This window comes from Variovorax robiniae, from assembly GCF_037889955.1.
Taxonomy (GTDB): Bacteria; Pseudomonadota; Gammaproteobacteria; order Burkholderiales; family Burkholderiaceae_C; genus Variovorax; species Variovorax robiniae.
On sequence record NZ_JBBKZS010000001.1, the window covers coordinates 1 to 21,480 of the forward strand.

A 21,480-nucleotide genomic window follows, 5' to 3' on the forward strand; every position below is an offset into this window, starting at 1 on the left:
AATCCTCATACCCCCGCCGCTTAAAAAAGCAGCAGGGTAGGCTGAACACCCGGGTCAAATTTGAACCGGCACAACCCTCACAGGTGGGTCAATTTTCGGCCGGCGCCAACACGCCTTGTCACATCGAGGGCACGATGAAGCGCAACGGCGAGGCTTGCGATTGGAAGATCCGGCCGGGGGCGACCGGCAGCATCCGGTGCAGGGAGAAGACCGAGTACTTCGTGTGCGACACCTGCACGGATTTGTTTGGCAACTGAAGGATCAGCCGATGCAATCGAGACAGGTCAGGAGAGCAATCGAGCCGATTGACCTCGTTCGTTGGCGAGCTTCACGGCTTGCTTATCGAACGACACGAAGGTCTCTCCGCCCAGCCATGAACCTTCGTAGGCCATGATGCCATCCGCGAAGTCGCCACCGCCTTCCAGAAAGGACAAGCCGAATTCCACGGCGGGGCGATTCATCACCACGTTGCCGGCATCGAACAGCAACCGGATGGCGTGTCCGATGCTGGCGCCATCGAGTTTGTAGCCACGGCTCAGCACCCAGACGAATTCGCACAGGGTGGGCAAGGACACAGCAACCAGTTCAGCAGATTGCAGAAGTTTGTCAGCGGCTCGCGTCTGCTTTGCGTCGTCGCGAACGGCCGCCCTGACCAGCACGTTGGTATCTACGATGACTTTCAACGCTCACCGGCCCATCCGGCCGCGATGGCCTCGTTGATTTCCTCGATCGTGAGTTTCCTTGTGGTCTTGTCTGCGAGGCAACCGAAGAATGCGCGAATATCGCCGGCAGGGCGCGAGGCCTTCACCCGCAGTTCGCCACCCGGCATCTTGTCGAACTCGATGCGCTCGCCAGGCTTGATGCCGAGGTGCTGAAGCAAGTCGCGCTTGAGCGTGACTTGTCCTTTCATGGTGACGACCAACGAAGTCATGGAAATCCTCCTGATGCAATTGGTGCAATGGTAATTGAAATTTGCATTACATGCAGGGTTCTGGATGCCATACGCCGAAACGCCGGCTCGTGCTCACCGCGCCCGCAAATGCAGCGCCCGCTGAATCTCCTCCAGGCGCTGCCCGCGCGTCTCGATCCCGCTGCGGATCAGCAGCGCGGCGGCCACCGCCATCGGCACCGCGATCAGCAGCGCCGAGGTCCCGAAATGGGTGAACACACCCATCACGCCGAGTCCCGCGCCCACGATGCCGCCGAACTTGGAACTGGCCGCGATCACGCCTGAGCCCGTGCCGCGCAGGTGCACCGGATAGATCTCGGCGGCATACGGAATCAGCATCGCGATCACGCCGCTGGAACTGACCAGCAGCAGCGCGGTCGCGGCGACGATGGCGAGGCTCGATTGCACCTTCACCATGCTCATCGCCACGAAGAGCAACAGGGTCGCGGTCGTGAGCACGATGAACAGCACCAGCGCCTTGATGCTGCTCCAGCGGTGGTAGAGCCAGATGACGAGGCCGATGCCCGGCAGCGCCAGCAGCGCGGAGCGTGCAAGCAGGGCGCTGGCGGCGCTGGTGTCCATGCCCATGGTGCCCAGGTTGGTCGGCAGCCACAGCAGGAATCCGAAGTTGACCAGGCCCCAGGCGATGCCGCAGACCATCAGGCCCCAGGTGATGCGGGCATGGCTGCTTCGGAGCAATTGGGCGAGGCCGGCGCCTGGCTCGTCCTCCACGGCCTCGACGACAACTGCTTCGCCCGTCGTGCCGGCGGCGCCCGCACCGGTGAATCGTTCGAGCACCTCGCGCGCCTCGTCCACAAGCCCCGCATTCGACAGGAAGCGTGGCGACTCCGGGATGTAGCGGCCGAGGAAGACGATGACCAGCCCGGTCGGCAGGCCCAGCAGCCACAGCGCCCGCCAACTGAATTCCGGCACCAGCCAGGCGGCCGAGCCGGCGGCCAGCAGGTAGCCGGCGGAGGTTCCGACACCGCCGAGCGCCACCAATAGCCAGCCGCGATGCGCCGCAGGCACCGACTCGGCCATCAGCGTGAACGTGATTGGCAACAGGCCACCGGCCGAGGCACCCATCAGGAAGCACATGGCCAGGTTCCAGCCGAAGGCCGGCATCGCGCCGCAGATGGCCGTGCCGATGAACATCAGCGCCGACAGCAGGATCGCCGCACGGCGTCCGAACACATCGGCGATTCGGCCCCAGACCACCGAGCCGACGGTCGTGCCGGTGAGCGCGACCAATGCCAGCACGCCGGCCGTCTCCTTCGAGATTTCATACTCGCGGGTCATGCCCGGCATCACGAAGCCAAGCGTGGCCGGCTTCAGCACGTCGACCGCGAGGGCGATGACCAGCACGATGACGAGCTTCCAATGCTCCGCATTGAGCGGCACGCCGTCGGCCACATGGAATTGCAGGTGGCTGCCGCCGTGCTCGCTCTTCGCCATGCGCCCGATGCGCGGCATGAGGCCGTAGGCCGACAGCAGCACTCCGAACGGGACCATCGCCATGCCAATGAGCATCGGCGTGTCCATCGGCATGCCGACCATTTGGTAGCCGTTGTGGCGGCCCATCATGAACATCGGCATGTGCGAGAGCACGCCGCCGATGATGGCAATGCAGCCGATCCAGAAGGCGACCGGGTGGTGGAAGGAGATCGAGCGGTTGCGGTTCATTCGAAGCGCCGTCCGCCCTGTCCGGTCAGCCCAGCGCCTTGTCCACGATCGCCTGCGCCTCGCTGATGATGCTGCGCAGGTGCGTCTCGCCCTTGAAGCTCTCCGCGTAGATCTTGTAGATGTTCTCCGTGCCCGATGGCCGCGCGGCGAACCATCCATCTGCCGATATGACCTTGATGCCGCCGATGGCCGCGCCGTTGGAGGGCGCATTCGAGAGCACCTTCTCGATCTTCCCGCCAGCCAGCTCGGTGCTGGTGACCTGCTGCGGCGTGAGCTTCGACAGCCTGGCCTTCTGCTCCGGCGTGGCCGGCGCGTCGACGCGGTCGTAGGCCGGATCGCCGAATTCCTGCGTCAGTTGCCGATACAGCTCGCTCGGGTCGCGTCCCATCTTCGCGGTGATTTCCGCCGACAGCAGCGCGGGAGCGAGGCCGTCCTTGTCGGTGGTCCAGACCGTGCCGTCGCGCCGCAGGAAGGAGGCGCCCGCGCTCTCCTCGCCGACGAATCCGAGGCTGCCGTCCATCAAGCCGTTCACGAACCACTTGAAGCCGACGGGCACCTCCTGCAACGGCCGGCCGAGCCGCGCAGTCACGCGGTCGATCATGGTGCTGCTGACCAGCGTCTTCCCGACTGCGGCGTTGGGGCTCCAGTTCGGTCGGTGCTGGAACAGGTAGTCGATCATCACCGCCAGGTAGTGGTTCGGGCGCATGAGGCCGCCGCTCTTCGTGACGACGCCGTGGCGGTCATGATCGGTGTCGCAGCCGAAGCCGACGTCGAACTTGTCCTTCAGGCCGATCAGGTTCTGCATCGCATAGATGGATGACGGGTCCATGCGCACGCGGCCGTCCCAGTCGCGCGGCATGAAGGCGAAGGTGGCGTCGACGTCGGGGTTGACCACGGTGAGGTCGAGCTTGTAGTGGTCGGCGATGCGGCCCCAGTAGTGAACGCCCGCGCCGCCCATCGGGTCCACGCCCATGCGCACGCCGGCGGCGCGGATCGCGTCGAAGTCGAGCACGTTGCCGAGCTCGGCGACGTAGTGGCTGAGGTAGTCGTGGCGATGCGTGGTCGCAGCGCGCAGGGCTTGCGCGTAGGGCATGCGCTTCACACCTTGCAAGCCCGCCTTGATGAGCTCGTTGGCCCGGTTCTCGATCCACTTGGTGACGTCGGTATCGGCCGGGCCGCCGTTGGGCGGGTTGTACTTGAAGCCGCCGTCATCGGGCGGGTTGTGAGAAGGCGTGATGACGATGCCGTCGGCCAGGCCGGCCGTGCGACCGCGGTTGTGGACGAGGATCGCATGCGAGATGGCCGGTGTCGGCGTGTAATCGTCGTCGGTGGCCAGCATCAGCTCGACGCCATTGGCCGCCAGCACCTCGATGGCGCTTGCAGCTGCCGGCTCGGACAAGGGATGCGTGTCGATGCCCAAGTAGAGCGGCCCGTCGATGCCCTTTTGCGCGCGGTATTCGCAGATCGCCTGCGAGATGGCCAGCACATGCCACTCGTTGAAACCGGCGGTGTAAGAGGAGCCGCGGTGGCCGGAGGTGCCGAAGGCCACGCGTTGGGCTGCCACCCCCGGGTCGGGCACCAGCGCGTAGTAGGCGGTGACCAGGCGCGGCAGGTTGGCGCGTAGGGAGGCGGGGGCGATCTTGCCCGCGAGTGGACTGTCGGCCATGGGTTTGCTTCTCCTTTGGGTGCTGTCGGCGAGATTGCTTTCGGACAGGAAGGCTGTCTTGGGCATGGCAGACATGCGCCGAGGTTAACGCCAATGGCCTACGCTCTCCTATACGAATCAGCGGGGTGCGGCAGCATCGGCAATCTGCTTGCGCCGATTGGCGCCCTGGCGTTCAAACATCCAGCCGGGGTATTCCGCGGGCAATTGGCCGGCGTCGGCGATCTGCTGCAACTCGGCCGCGCTCAGCGCCACTTGCGTGGCTGCCATGTTGTCGGCCAGTTGCTCGGGCCGCTTGGCGCCGACGATCACGCTGGTCACCTGCGGCTGGTGCAGCAGCCAGGCCAGCGCGACCTGCGCGACCGACACGCCGTGCGCGGCCGCAATCGGCCGCATCGCGTCGACGCAGGCCCAGGCCCGGTCGCGATTGACCGGCGGGAAGTCGAAGGTGGTGCGACGGCTTCCTTCCTCGCCCTGGTGCTCGCGGTCGTACTTGCCGCTGAGCAGGCCGCCGGCCAGCGGGCTCCACACCATGAGGCCGAGGCCTTCGCTTTCCAGCATCGGCACGATCTCGCGCTCCAGGTAGCGGCCGGCCACGGTGTAGTAGGCCTGCAGCGATTCGAAGCGCGACAGCCCCAGCAGCTCCGCGATGCCCAGTGCCTTGACGATCTGCCACGCTGCCCAGTTCGACACGCCCACGTAGCGCACATGGCCCTGGCGCACGAGCTGGTCCAGCGCCCGCACGGTTTCCTCCACGGGTGTGGCCGGGTCGAAGCCGTGGATCTGGTAGAGGTCGATGTGGTCCAGTTGGAGCCGGCGCAGGCTGCCCTTGACGCCGTCCATGATGTGGCCACGCGAGGCGCCGCGCGCATTGGGGCCGGCACCGGTCTCGCCGAAGACCTTGGTTGCGATCACCACGTTCTCGCGCGGTACCTTGAGGTTCTTCAGCGCCTGGCCGGTGATCTCTTCCGACTGGCCTTCCGAATACACGTCCGCCGTGTCGATGAAGTTGATACCGCCGTCGAGCGCCGCGCCGATCAGGCGTTCCGCATCCCCTTGCTGCACCTCGCCGATCTTGTTCCAGAAGCCGCCGGTGCCGCCGAAGGTCATGGTGCCGAGGCAGAGTTCCGACACGTAGAGGCCGGTGCGGCCCAGGGGATGGTTGCGCATGGGAGGGGCTCCGTTGGGAAAGCCCCGCAGCATAGGGCGATCCCGCGGATCCTGCTCTCACACGACTTCGCCTTCAGCCGCATCACTGCGTTGGATCGCCTTGCCGTGCTACAGCACTGTCTGCGGCGCTCCGCCTTGTCCTGCGACTGAATGCAAAGTCGTGTCAAACGCTGTCATAGGCTGATTTCAACGCTGCAACATCCAGCTTGACCATCTTCAGCATCGCCGTCATGACGGCGTTGGCCTTGCGCGGATCCTTGTCTTCCAGCATCTGGCCGAGCGCCTTGGGCACGATCTGCCAGGACACGCCGAACTTGTCGTCGAGCCAGCCGCACTGGCTGGGCTTGCCGCCTTCGAGCAGCCGGTGCCAGTAGTGGTCGACTTCATCCTGGGTTTCGCAACTCACGAAGAGCGAGATGGCCGGCGTGAACTTGTACATCGGGCCGCCGTTGAGGGCCATGAATTCCTGCCCGTCGAGCGAGACGTTGGCAGCCAGCACCGAGCCCTTCTTGCCGGGGCCGGCATCGCCGTAGCGCTTGACGTTGTAGACGCGCGAGTTCCTGAAGATGCCGGCATAGAAGTTGAGCGCTTCTTCGGCCTGGCCGTCGAACCAGAGGCAGGGGGTGATCTTTTGCATCGGGCTTTCCTTGGGTTGATCAGGGTTGCTGGAGGTGATGCGCGAGCTTTTCGAAGGACAGGGTCCATCCGCCTTCATGGCCGTCGCGCGCGGCCTGGTCGAAGAACTGGGTGTGCACGAAGTTCATCCGCGTGCCGGTCGGCGTCTTCACGAAATCGATGGTGACGAGCGACTCGCGTTCCGGCGTGCTGCGCCAGGCCCAGCTGAATTGCAGGCGCCGGTGCGGCACCACGTCGAGGTAGAAGCCGCTCACGCTGTGCAGTTCGCCGTCGGGCGTGACGAACTCGATGCGGAAATAGCCGCCCATGCGTACGTCGGTCTCGGCATGCGTGACCGAACCTGGCTCGCCGGTGCCGAACCAATGGACTAGCGCTTGCGGGTCGGTCCAGGCGCGCCAGACTTTTTCGGGCGGGACCGGGAAGTGGCGTTCGAGGCGGAGTTCGGGACGCTCGCGGATGGGGGCTTCGTCGAGGGCGTTGAAGTTGGGCATGGCGGGACTTCTTCCGTTTGTTGGAGGTAGCGGCCGAGCGCGTCGAAGCGCGCGTTCCAGAACTTTTCATAGCGGGACAACCACACAGCCGCCTCCTGCAATGGCGCGGCCGACAGCTCGCAGCGCACCACGCGGCCTTCCTTCGAGCGGGCGATCAGGCCGGCCGCTTCGAGCACGCGCAGGTGCTTCATGAAGCCGGTCAGCGACATGCCGTGCGGCTGTGCCAACTCCGAGATGCTCTGGTCGCCCTGGCCGAGCGCGGTCAGCACGTCGCGCCGCGTGCGGTCGGCCAGCGCGGTGAAGACGAGGTCGAGATCGGGATCTGATAGCTGAACCATTTGGTTCAGTATTGAGCCGATGCGCCCGGCTTGTCAAGCGGGCGTTGATTTCAGCCGCGCACGCGTCGGACGCGAACCGTCGCGGTCAGGCCTTCATAGGCCTCGGGCTTGCCGAACCAGCTTCCCGCGATGGGCGTGGCCAGGGCCGGGTCACGCGCCACGCCGACACGGATCAACTGGCTGCTGCCCATGAGGTTGTTGGTCGGGTCATAGGCGACCCAGCCGGCGCCGGGCAGGTAGGCGTGCAGCCAGGCGTGCGTGGAGCCGGCGCCGACCGTGACGCCGGTGTCCGCAGTCTCGTCCACTTCCGTGCCCGGCTCCACGTCTTCCGCGACCTCCGCATCCTTCGAAGGCGCGGGCTTGTCCAGCGCCGCGTCGTAGAGGTAGCCCGAGACGAAGCGCGTCGCCACGCCGAGTCGCCTGGCGGCTTCCATCATCAGCAATGCATAGTCGCGGCAACTGCCGGAGCCGAGGTTGAGGGTTTCGAGTGGGCTCTGCGTGCCTTCCTCGTCGCGCGCCTTGTAGGTCAGCGTCTTGCCGATGTGCGCGTTCATGCGGGCCAGGACCTCGCGCGTGCTGTTGGGCTCGTCGGTGTAGAGGAACTGGTGCGCCCAGCGGATCAGCGTGCCGTCGGGGTCGGGATGGTGCGGGCGCAGGTAGTGCTCGAGGTCGAGGCGGTCCTCGATCGAATAGGCGAAGGGCAGGAATTCGGCGGCAGGGTCGAGTTCGCTCAGCGGGTCGTCGGCCGCGGGCACCTGTTCGATGGTGAAGGAGCACACGACCTTGAGTTCGGTCGCTTCGCCGAGCGGCTGCACCAGCGCAACGGAGTTGGAGTGGGGGTCCTGGATCAGGCGCACATTGGCGGTGGGGCTGACTTGCAGGTCGGTGGCGAGCACGCGCAGGTCGTGGCTGTCGCGCGGGCGGAACATCACGCGGTGCAGCCCGAAGGTGACGGGCTGGTTGTAGCTGTAGATGGTGGTGTGTTCGATGTCGTAGCGGGTGGGCATGAGGGATTCTGACGGTTGGTCGGCGCCGCGGGCAACGGCAGAATGCGCGCACCGCATGACAAGCCTTTTGCTCTTCTACATCCTCGACCTGGCCGGGACGTTCGCGTTCGCCTTCAGCGGTGCCGTGGCGGCGCGCAACCGGGGGCTGGATGTGTTCGGCATCTTCGTCGTGGCCTTCCTGGTGGCCTGTGGCGGCGGCGTGCTGCGGGATGTCTGCATCGGCGCGGTGCCGCCGGCGGGGCTGTCGGATTGGCGCTACCTGGCGATTTCATCCGTGGCGGCGGTGATGGCGATGTACTCGCGCATCGTGCGGGAACGGCTGGAGGCACCCATCGTGCTGTTCGACAGCCTGGGGTTGGGGCTCTTTGCCGTGACCGGGGCGCAGAAGGCGATGATCTATGGGCTGACCTCGGAAGGTGCAGTCATCCTCGGCGTGTTGACAGCGGTGGGCGGCGGTATCGCGCGGGATGTGCTGCTCAATCGCGTGCCGGCCATCCTCAAGGGACAGATCTATGCATTGGCGGCGCTGGCCGCGGCCTTGATCGAGGTGGTGGGCCACCGGGCGAGTTGGCCGGCGGACCGGCGCGCGATGGCGGCGCTCGCGACCTGCTTCGTGCTTCGCTTCCTCGCCGTGCGCTATGACTGGCACCTGCCGCGCTTCGTCACGCCGCCGGACGACGAGGATCCGAGGAAGTAGCGCCTGGGCTTATCTCAGCACGAGCACCGGCGTGGTCGAGTGCGTCAGCACGTGAAGGGTTTCGCTGCCCATCAGCAGGCGCTTCAGGGTCCGTCGCCCATGCGAGGCCATCACGATCAGGTCGCAGTTGTGCGTGGTGGCCGTCTCGATGATGGACTCTGCCACCTGGTTCGAGGCGACGACCGCCACTTCGACATTGCGCACGCCCTTGTTCATGGCATTGGCCTTGACCGCGTCGACCAGGCCATGCGCTCCCGCGACCGACCGGGCGCGCACTTCCTCGACCTGCATCTGGCTCAGCACCGGAGAGCCTTCAAAATAACTGTGCGGTTCCAGGTGCGCCACGGTGACGACGCACAGGTCGCCGCCGCACAGCAGGGCCAGTTCGACAGCCTTGTCGACGGCCTGCTCGGACAGGGGGGAACCATCCGTGGCCACAAGAATTCGCTTGAACATGTTGCTTCTCCTCCGGGTGAATGGGGGATGCATTTGACAGCGATCTTCCGGGGAGCGAAAGCGATATTCGGTGGGGTACGGGCTTTGTTCGGGCCGCGGGGTCAGGGAAGGCGGCGCGTGTCGAGGGCTTGGGCGAGTGTTGCCGGCACGGGCAGGGGCTCGGCCTGCCAGTGCGCGGCCAGCAACTCGGCGCACAGTGCTGCAAAAGTCAGGCCGCGCGAGCCGAGCGCGGTGCAGGCCCACAAGCCCGGCCGACCGGACAGCGGGCCGACCAGCGGGCGGCGGTCTGCGGAGGCGCAGCGCACGCCGGTCCAGGGGGTCGCTGCTTCGAACTGACTTTCCAGCACCGATGCGGCCAATGGATGCAGGCGGGCGAGTCGTTCGCGATTGGCCTGCGTGTCCGTGGCGTTCGGTGCCAAGTCGGTGCTGTCGCGGTCGAAGGTGGCGCCGGTGAGCCACAGGACGCCATCGCCATCGGGGACACCCGCGATCAGGTGGCCGTCGCCGTTGATCGGGACTTGCGGCATGTTCGTGCCGGGCGGCAGGCGCCCCCATTGGACCTGGCCGCGCACCGGTTGCAAGGGCAGCGATGGCGTGAAGCGGGCGCTTTCGAAGCCTGCGGCGATCACCACGCGGTCGAATTCACCCAGTGATTGATCACCCCCGGCGAAGAGCTGCCAGTGGTCGCCGGTGGGCGCGAGGCGTTCGATGTCGCAGTCGGGGATCAGGTGTACGCCGGGTGTGGCCAGCCACGCTTCGACCAGCGCCCGTGGGCGCACCCAGCCGGCGCGACGGTGCCAGAGCGAGGCGGTATCGGTGGGCAGGTGCGCGGCCCCGAGTTGCGATGCACCTGCGGGCCACGAGAGGTTCGGGCCTTCCGCGTTCCAGCCTGCCGGCAGGCGTATGTCGCCATCGGGCCGGCGCTCCAGCACGCCGCTGGCGCGCCAGTCGTGTCCTTCGACGAGTCGCTCTTGCAACTGTTGCCACGTCGCGCGGATGCCTGCGCGCGTGAGGCGCGAGAGCAGGGCGTCGTCGGGCGAGGCATGCGGCGCGAGCACGCCGACCGGCAGGCCCGAGGCACCTGCCGCCGCGTGTGCGGCCTTGTCGAATACGTCGACCTGCCAGCCTCGTCGCGCCAGGCTGGCTGCGACGGCCGCGCCCGCGAGACCGGCGCCGATGACGGCGCAGCGCCCCGGCGTCGCGCATTCCGCGGGCGGGGTACGGCGGCGCGGTGTCCAGGCCGGGTCGAACACGCCGCGCAGGCAATCGCGCTTGGGTGGCAAGCCGGGCGACTTGCGCACCTGGAAGCCGTTTTGCGTGAGCGCATCCCGCACCGCGCGGGCAATGGTCCAGGTGGCAATGCCGGTGCCGCGCCGGGCAAAGCGCGAGACGGCCTTGAGCGTCTCGGGCGACCACATGGCGGGATTGCGGTCGGGGCTGAAGCCGTCGAGGTAGATGCTGTCGGCCTCGAAGCGCTGGGCGCGCAGCATGGCCTGCACGTCGCCGATGCACAGCGTCAGCAGCACATGGCCGCCTTCGAAGCTCATCCGGTGAAGGCCGGGCAGGAGTTCCGTCCATTGCGCGGCCAGCGACTGGGCGAGTTCAGCCAGTTCCGGGTAGGCCGAGGCGGCACGCAGCAGATCGTCGACGCCGACCGGATGTGCCTCGATCGAGACGAAGTGCAGCATGCGCGGCCGTGCCGGGTCCGTGCGCCAGGCCTGCCAGGTTGTCAGGAAATTGAAGCCAAAGCCGAAGCCGGTTTCGAGAATCCGCCATTGCGGCTGATCCTGCCAAGCCTCAGGCAGGCCGCAGCCGTTGAGGAACACATGGCGGGACTGGGCGAGGGCGCCGGTTTCGGTGTGATAGATGTCGTCGAAGCGCTCGCTGCGCGGAACGCCATCGGCGCGCCACTGGACGGGTTCGGGCATCAGGAGACGGGAACAGGGAAGCGGGCAATGCCCGCTTTCAAGGGAATGGGATCAGGCGCTCGGCGGCACGTAGCCTTGCGCCACGTCGGCGCCATCGCCGAAGAAGTGCTTTTCCATCTGGCGCTTCAAGTATTCGCGGGCGCGCTGGTCGGCCAGGTTCAGGCGGTTTTCGTTCACGAGCATGGTCTGCTGCTTGAGCCAGGCGGCCCAGGCTTCCTTGCTGACGCTTTCCCAGATCTTCTTGCCGAGTTCGCCGGGGTAGGGGGGAAAGTCGAGTCCCTCGGCTTCCTTGCCGAGCTTCACGCACTGAATCATTCGTGCCATTTGGAAGGGTCCTTAGTTGATTTGGCTATTTGGAACTGTGAAAACGGTAGTTCCAGTTTTGTAGGGTGGCTTTCAGAATCGGCAGCTTCTTAGTCAGATTGCCTTTCGAAAGACCGCCATGAGCCTTCGCCGCGACTTTATCAAGCTTTCCCTCGGTGCCACGCTGGGCGCGAGCATGGCCCTGACGGCGCTGCCGTCGTTCGCCCAGACCATCAACCTGCTCAACGTGTCCTACGACCCGACGCGCGAGCTCTACGTCGACTACAACAAGGCCTTCGCCGCCTACTGGAAGGGCAAGACCGGCCAGGACGTGGTGATCAAGCAGTCGCATGGCGGCTCGGGCAAGCAGGCCCGCTCGATCATCGACGGCATCGACGCCGATGTGGCCACCCTGGCCTTGGCCGGCGACACCGATGCGCTCGTCACGCACGGCGGCCTGGTCAAGCCGGACTGGCAGAAGCGCCTGCCGCACAACTCGGCGCCCTACACCTCGACCATCGTGTTCCTCGTGAAGAAGGGCAACCCCAAGGGCATCAAGGACTGGGACGACCTGGTCAAGCCTGGTACGCAAGTGATCACGCCGAATCCGAAGACCTCCGGCGGCGCACGCTGGAACTACCTGGCCGCGTGGGAGTTCGCCAAGCGCAAGTACGGTGGCGATGCGAAGGCGAAGGAATTCGTCGGCAATCTCTACAAGAACGTGCCGGTGCTCGACGCGGGCGCACGCGGGTCGACGATTACCTTCGTGCAACGCGGCGTCGGCGACGTGCTGCTGGCCTGGGAGAACGAGGCCTACCTGGCGCTGAAGGAATTCGGTGCCGACAAGTTCGACATCGTCGCGCCCTCGATCAGCATCCTGGCCGAGCCGACCGTGACGGTGGTCGACAAGGTGGTCGACAAGAAGGGCACGCGCGCCGTGGCAGAGGAATACCTGAAGTACCTGTATTCCGACGAGGGCCAGGACATCGCGGGCCGCAACTACTACCGGCCGACCTCGGACAAGGCCAAGGCCAAGTACGACAAGCAGTTTCCCAAGCTGACGCTGTTCACCATCGACCAGGCCTTCGGCGGCTGGGCCAAGGCGGACAAGGAGCACTTCGCCGATGGCGGCTCCTTCGACCAGATCTACACGGCGAAGCTGAAGTAGGCCGGCCGCCTCATTCCCTGATCGCCCCGATTCGTAGTGCGCCTGCACGGCAGGCGCCGGGGGCGAACTCACCTTGAAATTCCCGGAAAGTTTTGCGTGACCGTCCTCCTGATTGCCGGCAGTCCCTCGACGCCGTCCCGATCCACCGCCTTGCTCGAATCGGTGGGCGACCGGCTCCAAAGGCGCGGTGCGCGCATCGAGCGCATCACGGTGCGCGACCTGCCGGCACAGGCGCTGGTGCGCGCCGAGTGGGAGCATCCCGACATCGCGCATGCCATCGCCCAGGTGGCGCAGGCACGCGTCGTGGTGGTGGCCACGCCCGTCTACAAGGCGGCCTACAGCGGCGCGCTGAAGGTGTTCCTGGACCTGCTCTCGCAAGGTGCGCTGAAGGGCAAGACGGTGCTGCCGCTGGCCACCGGCGGCAGTGCACATCACATGCTGGCGCTCGACTATGCGCTGCGGCCGGTGCTGCAGGCGCTGGCGGCGCGGCACATCCTGCCGGGCATCTACGCGACCGACGCGCAGATCACGGCATCGCCGCAAGGCGAGTTCCGGGTGCATGACGACCTGGCGCATCGACTGGACGACGCGGCCGAGGTGCTGGCCGCCGAAGGGCTGAAACTGCCGCCGATGCGGGGCTTCGAGCCGATTCATTTCTCGCGGGTGCGATGTAGCGTCTGACGCCATCGCCGCGCCTGGGCTCCGAGGCGCGGCAACCGATTCCCCATTCATCGTCCCGATTTTTTCGCCGCTCGCTTGCGGCGCGGGACAAGGCTTGCCTGAAGGAATCCATCATGACCTCTTCGACTTCGATCCAACGCCGTCGCCTGCTTCAGGGCGCGGCCACCGCCATTGCGCTGCCGTCGTTTGCGGCGCTGGCGCAGGGCCCCTCGCGCACGCTGCGCGTCGGCAACCAGAAGGGCGCGCTGACCGTGCTCAAGGGCCGCGGCACGCTGGAGAAGCGTCTCGCGCCGCTCGGCGTGAACGTGACGTGGACAGAGTTCAACGCGGGGCCGGTGCAGCTTGAAGCGCTGAACGTCGGCTCCATCGACTTCGGCGACGTGGGCGAGGCGCCGCCGATCTTTGCGCAGGCCGCCGGCGCGCCGCTGGCCTATGTGGCCGCTACCGTGCAGCGGCCGAGCGCCGAGGCGGTGCTGGTGCCCAAGGACTCTGCGATCAAAAGCGTGGCAGACCTCAAGGGCAAGAAGGTCGCGCTCAACAAGGGCTCGAACGTCCACTACTTCATCGTCAAGCTGGCCGAGCAGGCCGGGCTGAAGTACAGCGACCTGAACGTCGTGTTCCTCGCGCCGCCCGATGCGCGCGCTGCCTTCGAGAAAGGCTCGATCGATGCGTGGGTCATCTGGGACCCGTTCCTCGCCTCCGCCGAACTCACGCTGGGCGCGCGCATCCTGGCCGATGGCAAGGGCGTGGTCGGCAATCGGGGCTACTACTTTTCATCGCTGCCCTATGTCGCGAAGAACGCCGACGTGCTCAAGCTGGTGGTCGAGGAGATCGACAAGCTCGACCAGTGGGCCGTGGCCAACAAGAGCGCCTATGCGCAGGAGCTGTCCACGCTGTGGGGCTTGCCGAAGCCGGTGGTCGACGTGTCCGTGGGCCGTGCGGCCTATGGCACGGCGCCGATCACCAAGGCCATCCTGGCCGAGCAGCAGCAGATTGCGGACACCTTCTTCGAACTGAAGCTGATCCCGAAGAAGATCAACCTGCTCGAGGCCGCTGGAGCGGGGATCGCATGAGCGTCTTGCACACATTCGGACGACGCGGCCTGCTGCGTCTGCTGGCCGTCACCGCGCTGGCCTGGGGCGTTGGCGGTCCCATCGCGCTGGCGCAGCCCGGGGGTACTTCAAAGCCGCTGCAGCAACTGCGCATTGGCTACCAGAAGTCGGCGGCCAACCTGGTGATCGTCAAGCAATCGGGGTGGCTGGAGAAGCGCTACCCCAACGCAAAGATCGCCTGGATCGAATTCCCCGCGGGTCCGCAGCTGCTGGAAGCGCTGGCGGTGGGCAGCCTCGAATTCGGGCTCACAGGTGATTCGCCGCCGGTGTTCGCGCAGGCGGCCGGCAAGGACCCGCTCTACGTCGGTGCCGAGCCATCGAAGCCCGACAGCTCGGCCGTGCTCGTGCTGAAGGATTCGCCGCTGAAGACGCTGCAGGACCTGCGCGGCAAGAAGATCGCGCTGCAGAAGGGATCGAGCGCGCACTATCTTCTGGTGCGTGCCGTCGAGAAGGCGGGGCTCCAGTGGTCCGACATCCAGCCCGTGTACCTCACGCCCGCCGATGCGCGCGCCGCCTTCGAGCGCAAGGCCGTGGACGCGTGGGTGATATGGGACCCGTTCTATGCCGCGACCGAGTTGGCCATCCAGCCGCGCGTGCTGGCCAACGGGCGCGGGCTGTCGGGCAACAACTCGTTCTACCTCGCCTCGCGTGCCTTCACCGAACAGCATGCGGACGTGCTCAATGCATTGTTCGAAGACCTCACCCGCGCCGACAAGCTGGTGCAACAGGACCGTGCCGGTGCGATCAAGCTCGTCGCTGATTTCAGCGGCCTCGATGCTGGCGTGGTGAGCCTGTTCCTGCAACGCCGCCCGCCGTCGCCCGTCGGCCCGATCCAGCCTGCCACGGTGCGCGACCAGCAACGCGTGGCCGATGCCTTCCATCAACTGGGGCTGATCCCCAAGCCCGTGAACGTGGCGCAAGCCGTGTGGCGCGGCACGCAACCTTGAACGCATCAACATGAAGATCTTCTGGTTCCTCCCCACCCATGGCGACAGCCGCTACCTCGGCAGCAGCGAAGGCGCGCGGCAGGTCGACCTGCCGTACCTGCAACAGATCGCCGGCGCCGCCGACCAGCTCGGCTATGAAGGCGTGCTGATCCCGACCGGCCGCTCCTGCGAAGACCCGTGGGTGATCGCGTCCAGCCTGATCGGCGCCACGCGCAAGCTCAAGTTCCTGGTCGCGGTGCGTCCGGGCCTGCACCAGCCGAGCCTCGCCGCGCGCATGGCCGCGACCTTTGACCGGCTCTCCGGTGGAAGGCTGCTGGTGAACCTGGTCACCGGCGGCGACCAAGCCGAGCTCGAAGGCGACGGCGTGTTCCTCGACCATGCATCGCGCTACGAGCAATCGGCCGAGTTCATCCGCATCTGGCGCGAGATCCTGGCGCGCAGCCATGACGGCGAGGCCTTCGACTACGAGGGCAAGCACTTGAGCGTGAGGGGCGCCAAGCTGCTGTACCCACCGGTGCAGGCGCCGTATCCGCCGGTGTATTTCGGTGGATCCTCGGAGGCGGCGCATGAGTTGGCGGCCGAGCAGGTCGACACCTACCTGACCTGGGGCGAGCCTCCGGCCGAGGTGGCGAAGAAGGTGGCCGACGTGCGAGCCCGTGCCGCGCGACGGGGCCGCACGGTGCAATTCGGTATCCGCCTGCATGTGATCGTGCGCGAGACCGAGGACGCTGCCTGGCAGGCCGCCGAAGAACTGATCAGCCGCGTCGACGACGACACCGTGATCCGCGCGCAAGCTGCTTTCGCGCGCATGGACTCCGAGGGGCAGCGCCGCATGGCCGCGCTGCATGCCGGCGGCCGGAAGCGCTCGCGCGCCGACCTGGAGGTGTCGCCCAACCTGTGGGCCGGCGTGGGCCTGGTGCGCGGCGGCGCGGGCACGGCGCTGGTCGGCGATGCGAAGACCGTCGCCGCCCGCATCGAGGAATACGTGGCGCTCGGGCTCGACAACTTCATCCTCTCCGGCTATCCGCACCTGGAGGAGGCCTACCGCTTCGCCGAGCTGGTGTTCCCGCTGTTGTCGCAGCGCGTGAAGCAGCAACTGCGCGGCGGGCCGCTCGGTGGTCCCTTCGGCGAAGTCGTCGCCAATCTCGATGCGCCATCGCGCCTTCACTCGCAAAGCTGAACACCATGAACGAACAAGTGCATACCTTGCCTGTCGAATCTCCATCGCCGACGGGAGCGCTCAAGGCCTTTGCCGGCAGCGTCGGCGCGCGGCTGGTGCCATGGCTGGTGCCCATCACGCTCATCGTCGTCTGGCAGATCGCCTCGTCGCTGGGCTGGCTGTCCACGCGCGTGCTGCCTGCTCCGATCGACGTGGTGAAGGCCGCCTGGAACCTGGCGCTTTCGGGCGAACTGTGGACGCATGTGAAGGTGAGTGCGGGCCGGGCGCTCGCGGGGCTGGCCATCGGCGGCGGACTCGGGCTGGCACTGGGGCTGCTGACCGGCTCGGTGAAGTTCTTCGAGACGCTGCTCGACTCCACCATCCAGATGGTGCGCAACATCCCGGCGCTGGCGTTGATCCCGCTGGTGATCCTGTGGTTCGGCATCGACGAGTCGGCCAAGCTGTTCCTCATCAGCGTGTCGGTGTTCTTCCCGATCTACCTGAACACCTTCCACGGCATCCGCAATGTCGATCCGCAACTGATCGAGATGGGGCGTACCTACGGGCTCAGCCGCTGGCAGCTGTACCGCGAGGTGATCTTGCCGGGGGCGTTGTCCTCGATCCTGGTGGGGCTGCGCTTCTCGCTCGGGCTGATGTGGGTGATCCTGATCGTGGCCGAGACCATCTCGGCGCAGGCCGGCATCGGCTACCTCACGATGAATGCGCGGGAGTTCCTGCAGACGGACATCGTGCTGGTGGGGATCCTGTTGTATGCGCTGTTGGGCAAGCTGGCCGATCTGTTTGCCCGAGGGCTCGAACAGTGGTGGCTGCGCTGGCATCCTGGGTATCAAAAGAAGACTGCTTGAAAGAAGCGCAATGACCGATCAAACGAATTCCAATGAGGGCGGCGTCAAGCTCGAAGTGCGCGGCGTCCACAAGCGCTACGGCCAGCGCGAGGTGCTGCGCAACACGCGGCTCGTCGTCGAGCCGGGCCAGTTCATCGCCATTGTCGGGCGCAGCGGATGCGGCAAGAGCACCCTGCTGCGCCTCGTCGCGGGCCTGGAGCAGGCGAGCGAAGGCGCGCTCTTCACCGATGGAAAGGCCATCGACGGCCTTCACGACGACACGCGGATCATGTTCCAGGAGGCACGCCTGCTGCCGTGGCGGCGTGTGCTCGACAACGTCACGCTGGGCCTGCCGGCGGAGGCGAGGGTGCGCGGCAAGGAAGTGCTAACGCAGGTCGGCTTGGCCGACCGCGAGAACGAATGGCCGGCGCGTCTGTCGGGCGGGCAGCGGCAACGCGTCTCGCTGGCGCGCGCGCTCGTGCACCACCCGCGGCTCTTGCTGCTGGACGAGCCGCTGGGTGCGCTCGACGCGCTGACGCGCATCGAGATGCACCGCCTCATCGAGGACCTCTGGCAGCGCCACCGCTTCACCGCGCTGCTGGTGACGCATGACGTGCAGGAAGCCGTGGCACTGGCCGACCGCGTGATCCTCATCGAGGACGGACGCATCGCGCTCGACGAGAACATTGCGCTGGCCCGGCCGCGCTCGCAGGGCGACCCGGCCTTTGCCGCGATCGAGAAACGCATCCTGGACCGCGTGCTGCAGAAGCCCGACGGCGAGCCGGCCAATGATCTTCACTGGGCCGACGGCCCGGCCCATGCATTGCGCTGGGCGCTCTGATTCATTTTTCAAACCAAAGGAGTAATCCATGTCCATCCAAGCCATCAACGTCCGCAACCAGTTCAAGGGCAAGGTCAAGGAAATCATCCGCGGCGACGTCGTCTCCGAAGTCGATGTCGAGACCGCCTGGGGCGTCGTCACCTCGGTCATCACCACGCGTTCGGTGGATGAACTGCAATTGCGGCCTGGCTCCGACGTCGTTGCGCTGGTGAAGTCGACCGAAGTGTCGATCGCCAAGCTGTAGCAGGCCGGACGCTCGCTTGCGCCGTGTAGGAACTTGCGAGCATCGACCTACGCGCATTGCGCCCCGGCACCCACATGGTGCCCGGGGTCGCGTGGCAACAGTGATCCATCGACACGGCGTGTTGCCGTTCGGAAATCACAGGAGTTGCCAAATGGATGAATTGCAGACGTACAAGACCCCCGCTCAATTGGCCGAAGATGCCCGCCGCGCAAGTCACGACGCCACGCTCGCCGCGTGGAATGTCGCGGCCGAAGCACGGACCACGGGGCAGCATGCCGCGCGCGTGGCACGGGATGCGGCCAGCGATGCCGGCGACATCGCATCGGACGCCGCGACGACGGGGCGGGTTTACGCAAGGAATGCGGCTGTCGCTGCGAGCGAGAAGTTCAACGAGAAGTTCGGCCAGTTGAGGCGCAGGGCGCACGACTTGAGGACGAACAGTGCGAGCTACGTCGCCAACCAACCGGTGCGCGCCGTCGCTTGGGCAATGGCAGGCGGCGCTGCCTTGATGGCCGTGCTGGTGGCGACTCGTCCGCGCCGGTACTGAAATAGCGCTCAGCGAGGCCGGCGCGCCCGGTCTGCCAGTACCCGCCGGATCCGCTTGGCCAAGGCGTCGTGCGTGTAGGGCTTGCCCAGCAACTCGACTCCGCTGTCCAGGCGCCCGCCGTGGACGATGGCGTTTTGCGTATAGCCTGAGGTGAAGAGCACGGCGATCCCGGGCAGCATCTGCTGCGCCATGCGCGCCAGTTCCGGGCTGCGCAGCTTGCCCGGCATGACCACGTCGGTGAACAGCAGGTCGACCTGGGCGCCGTCCTCGAGGATGGCCAGCGCGGCGCTCGCGTCGCGGGCCTCCAGGACGTTGTAGCCCAGTTGCCCGAGCAACTCGACCACCGTGGCGCGCACCGCATCGTCGTCCTCGGCGACCAGGATGGTCTCGTCACCGCCATCCATCGTGTCAGTCTCCACCGTGGGCGCGGTCACTTCGCCAATGGCGCGCGGCAGGTAGAGCTTCACCGTGGTGCCGTGCCCCGGCTCGCTGTAGAGCTTCACGTGTCCGCCCGATTGGCGCACGAAGCCATAGACCATCGACAGCCCCAGCCCGGAGCCCTTGCCCTCCGCCTTGGTCGAGAAGAAGGGCTCGAACACCTTGGTGAGGAGTTCGGGTGAGATGCCGCTGCCGGTGTCCGTCACCGCCAGCATCACGTACTGCCCCGCTGTCACGCCGGGATAGTCGCGCACGTAGCGCTCATCGAGCGAAGCGTTGCCGGCCTCGATGGTGAGGCGCCCTGAACCGTCCATGGCATCGCGCGCGTTGAGGGCCAGGTTGAGCAGGGCGTTCTCGACCTGCGCCGCGTCGACGTAGCAGTTCCAGAGTCCGCCCGAAATCACGCTCTCGATCTCGATGGCATCGCCGAGCGTGCTGCGCAGCATGTCTTCCATGCCGCGGATCACGCGGCCAATGCTGACCACCTTGGGGTCCAGCGGCTGGCGCCGCGCGAACGCAAGCAACTGGTTCGACAGCCGCGCGCCGCGTTGCGTGGCGGCGATGGCGTTCGCCACATAGCGCTCGGATGAGCCATTGGCGGCCATGGTCCGCGAGAGCAATTGCAGGTTGCCGGAGACCACCTGCAAGAGGTTGTTGAAGTCGTGCGCCACGCCACCGGTGAGCTGGCCGACGCTTTCCATCTTCTGCGACTGGTACAGCGCGGCCTGGGTGCGCTGGAGGGCCTCGGCGGCCTCGCGGTCGGCGGTGATGTCGCGGGCCACGGCATGGATGATCCGGCCTTCAGGCACGGCGGTCCAGCTGAGCAGGCGGTAGCTGCCGTCCCTGCAACGGTAGCGGTTCTCGAAGCCCAGGGTCGCGACGCCGTCGGTCAGTTCGGAGACCCCCGCCACCGTGGCGCTGCAGTCGTCCGGATGCACGAATTCCATGAAGCTGCGGCCGACGAGTTCGGCTTCGGTCCATCCGAGCACCCGCGTCCAGGCCGGGTTCACCGCGTGGATGCGTGCGTCGAAATCGGTGACCAGCATGATCTCTGTCGACAGGCGCCACATGCGGTCGCGGTCCGCGGTGCGCTCGGCCACCTGCTCCGCGAGCATCTGGTTCAGGTTGGCCTGCATCAGTGCGGCGGCCTTCTGGTCGTCGATGTCGGTGTTGGTGCCGACCCAGTGAATGATCGTGCCGGACTCGTCGCGCAGGGGCACTGCGCGGGTGATGTGCCAGCGGTACGCACCGTCGGCGCGGCGCAATCGGGCTTCGACCTCATGGGCGCGGCTCGCGGCCCGCGAGCGTTCCCATTCCTCGGCCACGCCGGGGATGTCCTCGGGATGCACCATGCTCGCCCAGCCATGGCCGGCCAGTTGCGCCTGTGTCATGCCGCTGTAGGTCTCGGCGGCGTGGTTGAACCAATTGACCAGTCCATCGGCCGGGGCGGCCCAGACGTGGCTGGGCACGGCTTCGGCAAAGGTCCGGAAGCGCGCATCGCCGTCGCGCACGGCCTGCTCGGCCCGCACCTTGCCCGTGGTCTCGATGACGATGGCCATCACGCCCGCCGGCTGGCCGGACTCGTCCAGCAGCGGCGAGTAGTCGAGGTTCATGAAGACCTGCTCGGCGACGCCTTTGCGGTAGAGCGTCAGCTCCTGGTCCAGGTAGCTGAGCGTGCCGCCCGCCAGGCAGACCTTCAGCACGTTGTCGTTGAAGTCGGCGACCTCGGGCCAGCCCTCGCGCACGTTCGAGCCGAGCACTTGCGGATGCCGCGCTTGCGCGAAGACGGCAAAGCCGTCGTTATAGACCATCACGCCATCCGAGCCCCAGAGCATGATGATGGGAACGGGCGAGCGCAGCATCAGCGATACCGCCGCCTTCATGAATGGCGGCCACCCGTCGATCGGCCCCACACCAGTGCTTGCCCAGTCGAAGTCAGCGATCAGACGCGCAGCCTCCCCACCACCATGGAGGAATGGATGCGTCGAGCTCTTGGGCTTCATGGCGTTCTACAGACGAAAGGTGTGACAGCACCTCGATTTTTAGCACCGCGCGGCGCGAATCCGAAGGGATAAAGCACGCGACCGTGCATTGAATTTTCAAGGCGGTGCGCAGCTGAGAACCATTGGCCTAAGAAGCTGCCGAGGCTGTGTCGCGCACAAGCATCGACCGTGTGA

General features: G+C 66.4%; 23 protein-coding genes and 1 pseudogene. 11 read left to right on the plus strand and 13 right to left on the minus strand.

Going from position 1 to position 21,480, the window contains the following annotated elements; all coding sequences use genetic code 11:
* A pseudogene (locus tag WKW79_RS00005) lies at positions 1-257 on the plus strand (hypothetical protein); the annotation flags it as partial.
* A 27-nt stretch (positions 258-284) separates the two neighbouring features.
* Here WKW79_RS00005 and WKW79_RS00010 read toward each other — a convergent pair.
* From WKW79_RS00010 to WKW79_RS00050, 9 genes are all read right to left on the minus strand, one after another.
* On the minus strand, positions 285-683 hold the full coding sequence (locus WKW79_RS00010) for a type II toxin-antitoxin system VapC family toxin (protein WP_340333044.1): 399 nt from the start codon (positions 681-683) through the stop codon (positions 285-287).
* The gene (locus WKW79_RS00015) at positions 680-931 is read right to left on the minus strand and encodes an AbrB/MazE/SpoVT family DNA-binding domain-containing protein (RefSeq protein ID WP_340333045.1); all 252 of its coding nucleotides are present in this window, start codon (positions 929-931) and stop codon (positions 680-682) included. Before WKW79_RS00015 ends, WKW79_RS00010 begins: the two co-directional genes overlap by 4 nt.
* Before the next feature lie 93 nt (positions 932-1,024).
* Positions 1,025-2,632, minus strand: a complete 1,608-nt coding sequence (locus tag WKW79_RS00020) for an MFS transporter (protein ID WP_340333046.1) — start codon at positions 2,630-2,632, stop codon at positions 1,025-1,027.
* 25 nt (positions 2,633-2,657) lie between these two features.
* Positions 2,658-4,298, minus strand: a complete 1,641-nt coding sequence (pgm, locus tag WKW79_RS00025; protein WP_340333047.1) for a phosphoglucomutase (alpha-D-glucose-1,6-bisphosphate-dependent) — start codon at positions 4,296-4,298, stop codon at positions 2,658-2,660.
* Positions 4,299-4,415: 117 nt separating this feature from the next.
* Positions 4,416-5,465: an aldo/keto reductase gene (locus tag WKW79_RS00030; protein ID WP_340333048.1), complete on the minus strand. Its 1,050-nt coding sequence runs from the start codon at positions 5,463-5,465 to the stop codon at positions 4,416-4,418.
* Positions 5,466-5,628: 163 nt separating this feature from the next.
* Positions 5,629-6,102, minus strand: a complete 474-nt coding sequence (locus tag WKW79_RS00035; protein WP_340333049.1) for a VOC family protein — start codon at positions 6,100-6,102, stop codon at positions 5,629-5,631.
* A 19-nt stretch (positions 6,103-6,121) separates the two neighbouring features.
* Positions 6,122-6,559 (minus strand): SRPBCC family protein, encoded by a 438-nt coding sequence (locus tag WKW79_RS00040; RefSeq protein ID WP_340333820.1) that lies wholly within the window; start codon positions 6,557-6,559, stop codon positions 6,122-6,124.
* Positions 6,469-6,930, minus strand: a complete 462-nt coding sequence (locus WKW79_RS00045) for an ArsR/SmtB family transcription factor (RefSeq protein ID WP_340333050.1) — start codon at positions 6,928-6,930, stop codon at positions 6,469-6,471. Before WKW79_RS00045 ends, WKW79_RS00040 begins: the two co-directional genes overlap by 91 nt.
* A gap of 50 nt (positions 6,931-6,980) precedes the next feature.
* Entirely contained in the window at positions 6,981-7,937 is a 957-nt protein-coding gene (locus tag WKW79_RS00050) for a transglutaminase family protein (protein ID WP_340333051.1), read from the minus strand.
* 55 nt (positions 7,938-7,992) lie between these two features.
* Here WKW79_RS00050 and WKW79_RS00055 point away from each other — a divergent pair, with 55 nt between their 5' ends.
* Entirely contained in the window at positions 7,993-8,634 is a 642-nt protein-coding gene (locus WKW79_RS00055; protein ID WP_340333052.1) for a trimeric intracellular cation channel family protein, read from the plus strand.
* Between the two features lie 9 nt (positions 8,635-8,643).
* Here WKW79_RS00055 and WKW79_RS00060 read toward each other — a convergent pair whose 3' ends face one another.
* The 3 genes from WKW79_RS00060 to WKW79_RS00070 form a co-directional block, all read right to left on the minus strand.
* Positions 8,644-9,090 carry a universal stress protein gene (locus WKW79_RS00060; protein ID WP_340333053.1) on the minus strand — a complete coding sequence of 149 codons (447 nt, stop codon included), beginning with the start codon at positions 9,088-9,090 and terminating at the stop codon, positions 8,644-8,646.
* Between the two features lie 101 nt (positions 9,091-9,191).
* Positions 9,192-11,018, minus strand: coding sequence for a bifunctional tRNA (5-methylaminomethyl-2-thiouridine)(34)-methyltransferase MnmC2/FAD-dependent 5-carboxymethylaminomethyl-2-thiouridine(34) oxidoreductase MnmC1 (gene mnmC, locus WKW79_RS00065; protein WP_340333054.1), 1,827 nt, complete (start codon positions 11,016-11,018; stop codon positions 9,192-9,194).
* Between the two features lie 51 nt (positions 11,019-11,069).
* Positions 11,070-11,342: an oxidative damage protection protein gene (locus WKW79_RS00070; RefSeq protein ID WP_213959084.1), complete on the minus strand. Its 273-nt coding sequence runs from the start codon at positions 11,340-11,342 to the stop codon at positions 11,070-11,072.
* Between the two features lie 118 nt (positions 11,343-11,460).
* On the opposite strand from WKW79_RS00070, the gene WKW79_RS00075 reads away from it, so the two are divergent.
* From WKW79_RS00075 to WKW79_RS00115, 9 genes are all read left to right on the plus strand, one after another.
* Positions 11,461-12,489 carry a sulfate ABC transporter substrate-binding protein gene (locus tag WKW79_RS00075; RefSeq protein WP_340333055.1) on the plus strand — a complete coding sequence of 343 codons (1,029 nt, stop codon included), beginning with the start codon at positions 11,461-11,463 and terminating at the stop codon, positions 12,487-12,489.
* A 96-nt stretch (positions 12,490-12,585) separates the two neighbouring features.
* Positions 12,586-13,170: an NADPH-dependent FMN reductase gene (ssuE, locus tag WKW79_RS00080; protein WP_340333056.1), complete on the plus strand. Its 585-nt coding sequence runs from the start codon at positions 12,586-12,588 to the stop codon at positions 13,168-13,170.
* Between the two features lie 113 nt (positions 13,171-13,283).
* On the plus strand, positions 13,284-14,243 hold the full coding sequence (locus tag WKW79_RS00085; protein ID WP_340333057.1) for a sulfonate ABC transporter substrate-binding protein: 960 nt from the start codon (positions 13,284-13,286) through the stop codon (positions 14,241-14,243).
* Positions 14,240-15,229 (plus strand): sulfonate ABC transporter substrate-binding protein, encoded by a 990-nt coding sequence (locus WKW79_RS00090; RefSeq protein ID WP_340333058.1) that lies wholly within the window; start codon positions 14,240-14,242, stop codon positions 15,227-15,229. The genes WKW79_RS00085 and WKW79_RS00090 overlap by 4 nt, the downstream gene beginning before the upstream one ends.
* Before the next feature lie 10 nt (positions 15,230-15,239).
* Entirely contained in the window at positions 15,240-16,409 is a 1,170-nt protein-coding gene (gene ssuD / locus WKW79_RS00095; RefSeq protein ID WP_340333059.1) for an FMNH2-dependent alkanesulfonate monooxygenase, read from the plus strand.
* 5 nt (positions 16,410-16,414) lie between these two features.
* Positions 16,415-17,254, plus strand: coding sequence for an aliphatic sulfonate ABC transporter permease SsuC (ssuC, locus tag WKW79_RS00100; protein WP_340333060.1), 840 nt, complete (start codon positions 16,415-16,417; stop codon positions 17,252-17,254).
* 10 nt (positions 17,255-17,264) lie between these two features.
* Positions 17,265-18,074: an ATP-binding cassette domain-containing protein gene (locus WKW79_RS00105; RefSeq protein WP_340333061.1), complete on the plus strand. Its 810-nt coding sequence runs from the start codon at positions 17,265-17,267 to the stop codon at positions 18,072-18,074.
* 28 nt (positions 18,075-18,102) lie between these two features.
* On the plus strand, positions 18,103-18,318 hold the full coding sequence (locus tag WKW79_RS00110; RefSeq protein ID WP_213959091.1) for a TOBE domain-containing protein: 216 nt from the start codon (positions 18,103-18,105) through the stop codon (positions 18,316-18,318).
* Between the two features lie 151 nt (positions 18,319-18,469).
* Entirely contained in the window at positions 18,470-18,865 is a 396-nt protein-coding gene (locus WKW79_RS00115; protein ID WP_340333062.1) for a hypothetical protein, read from the plus strand.
* Positions 18,866-18,873: 8 nt separating this feature from the next.
* Here the strand turns inward: WKW79_RS00115 and WKW79_RS00120 are convergent, their stop codons facing one another.
* Positions 18,874-21,306, minus strand: coding sequence for a PAS domain S-box protein (locus WKW79_RS00120; RefSeq protein ID WP_340333063.1), 2,433 nt, complete (start codon positions 21,304-21,306; stop codon positions 18,874-18,876).
* Between the last annotated feature and the right edge of the window lie 174 nt (positions 21,307-21,480).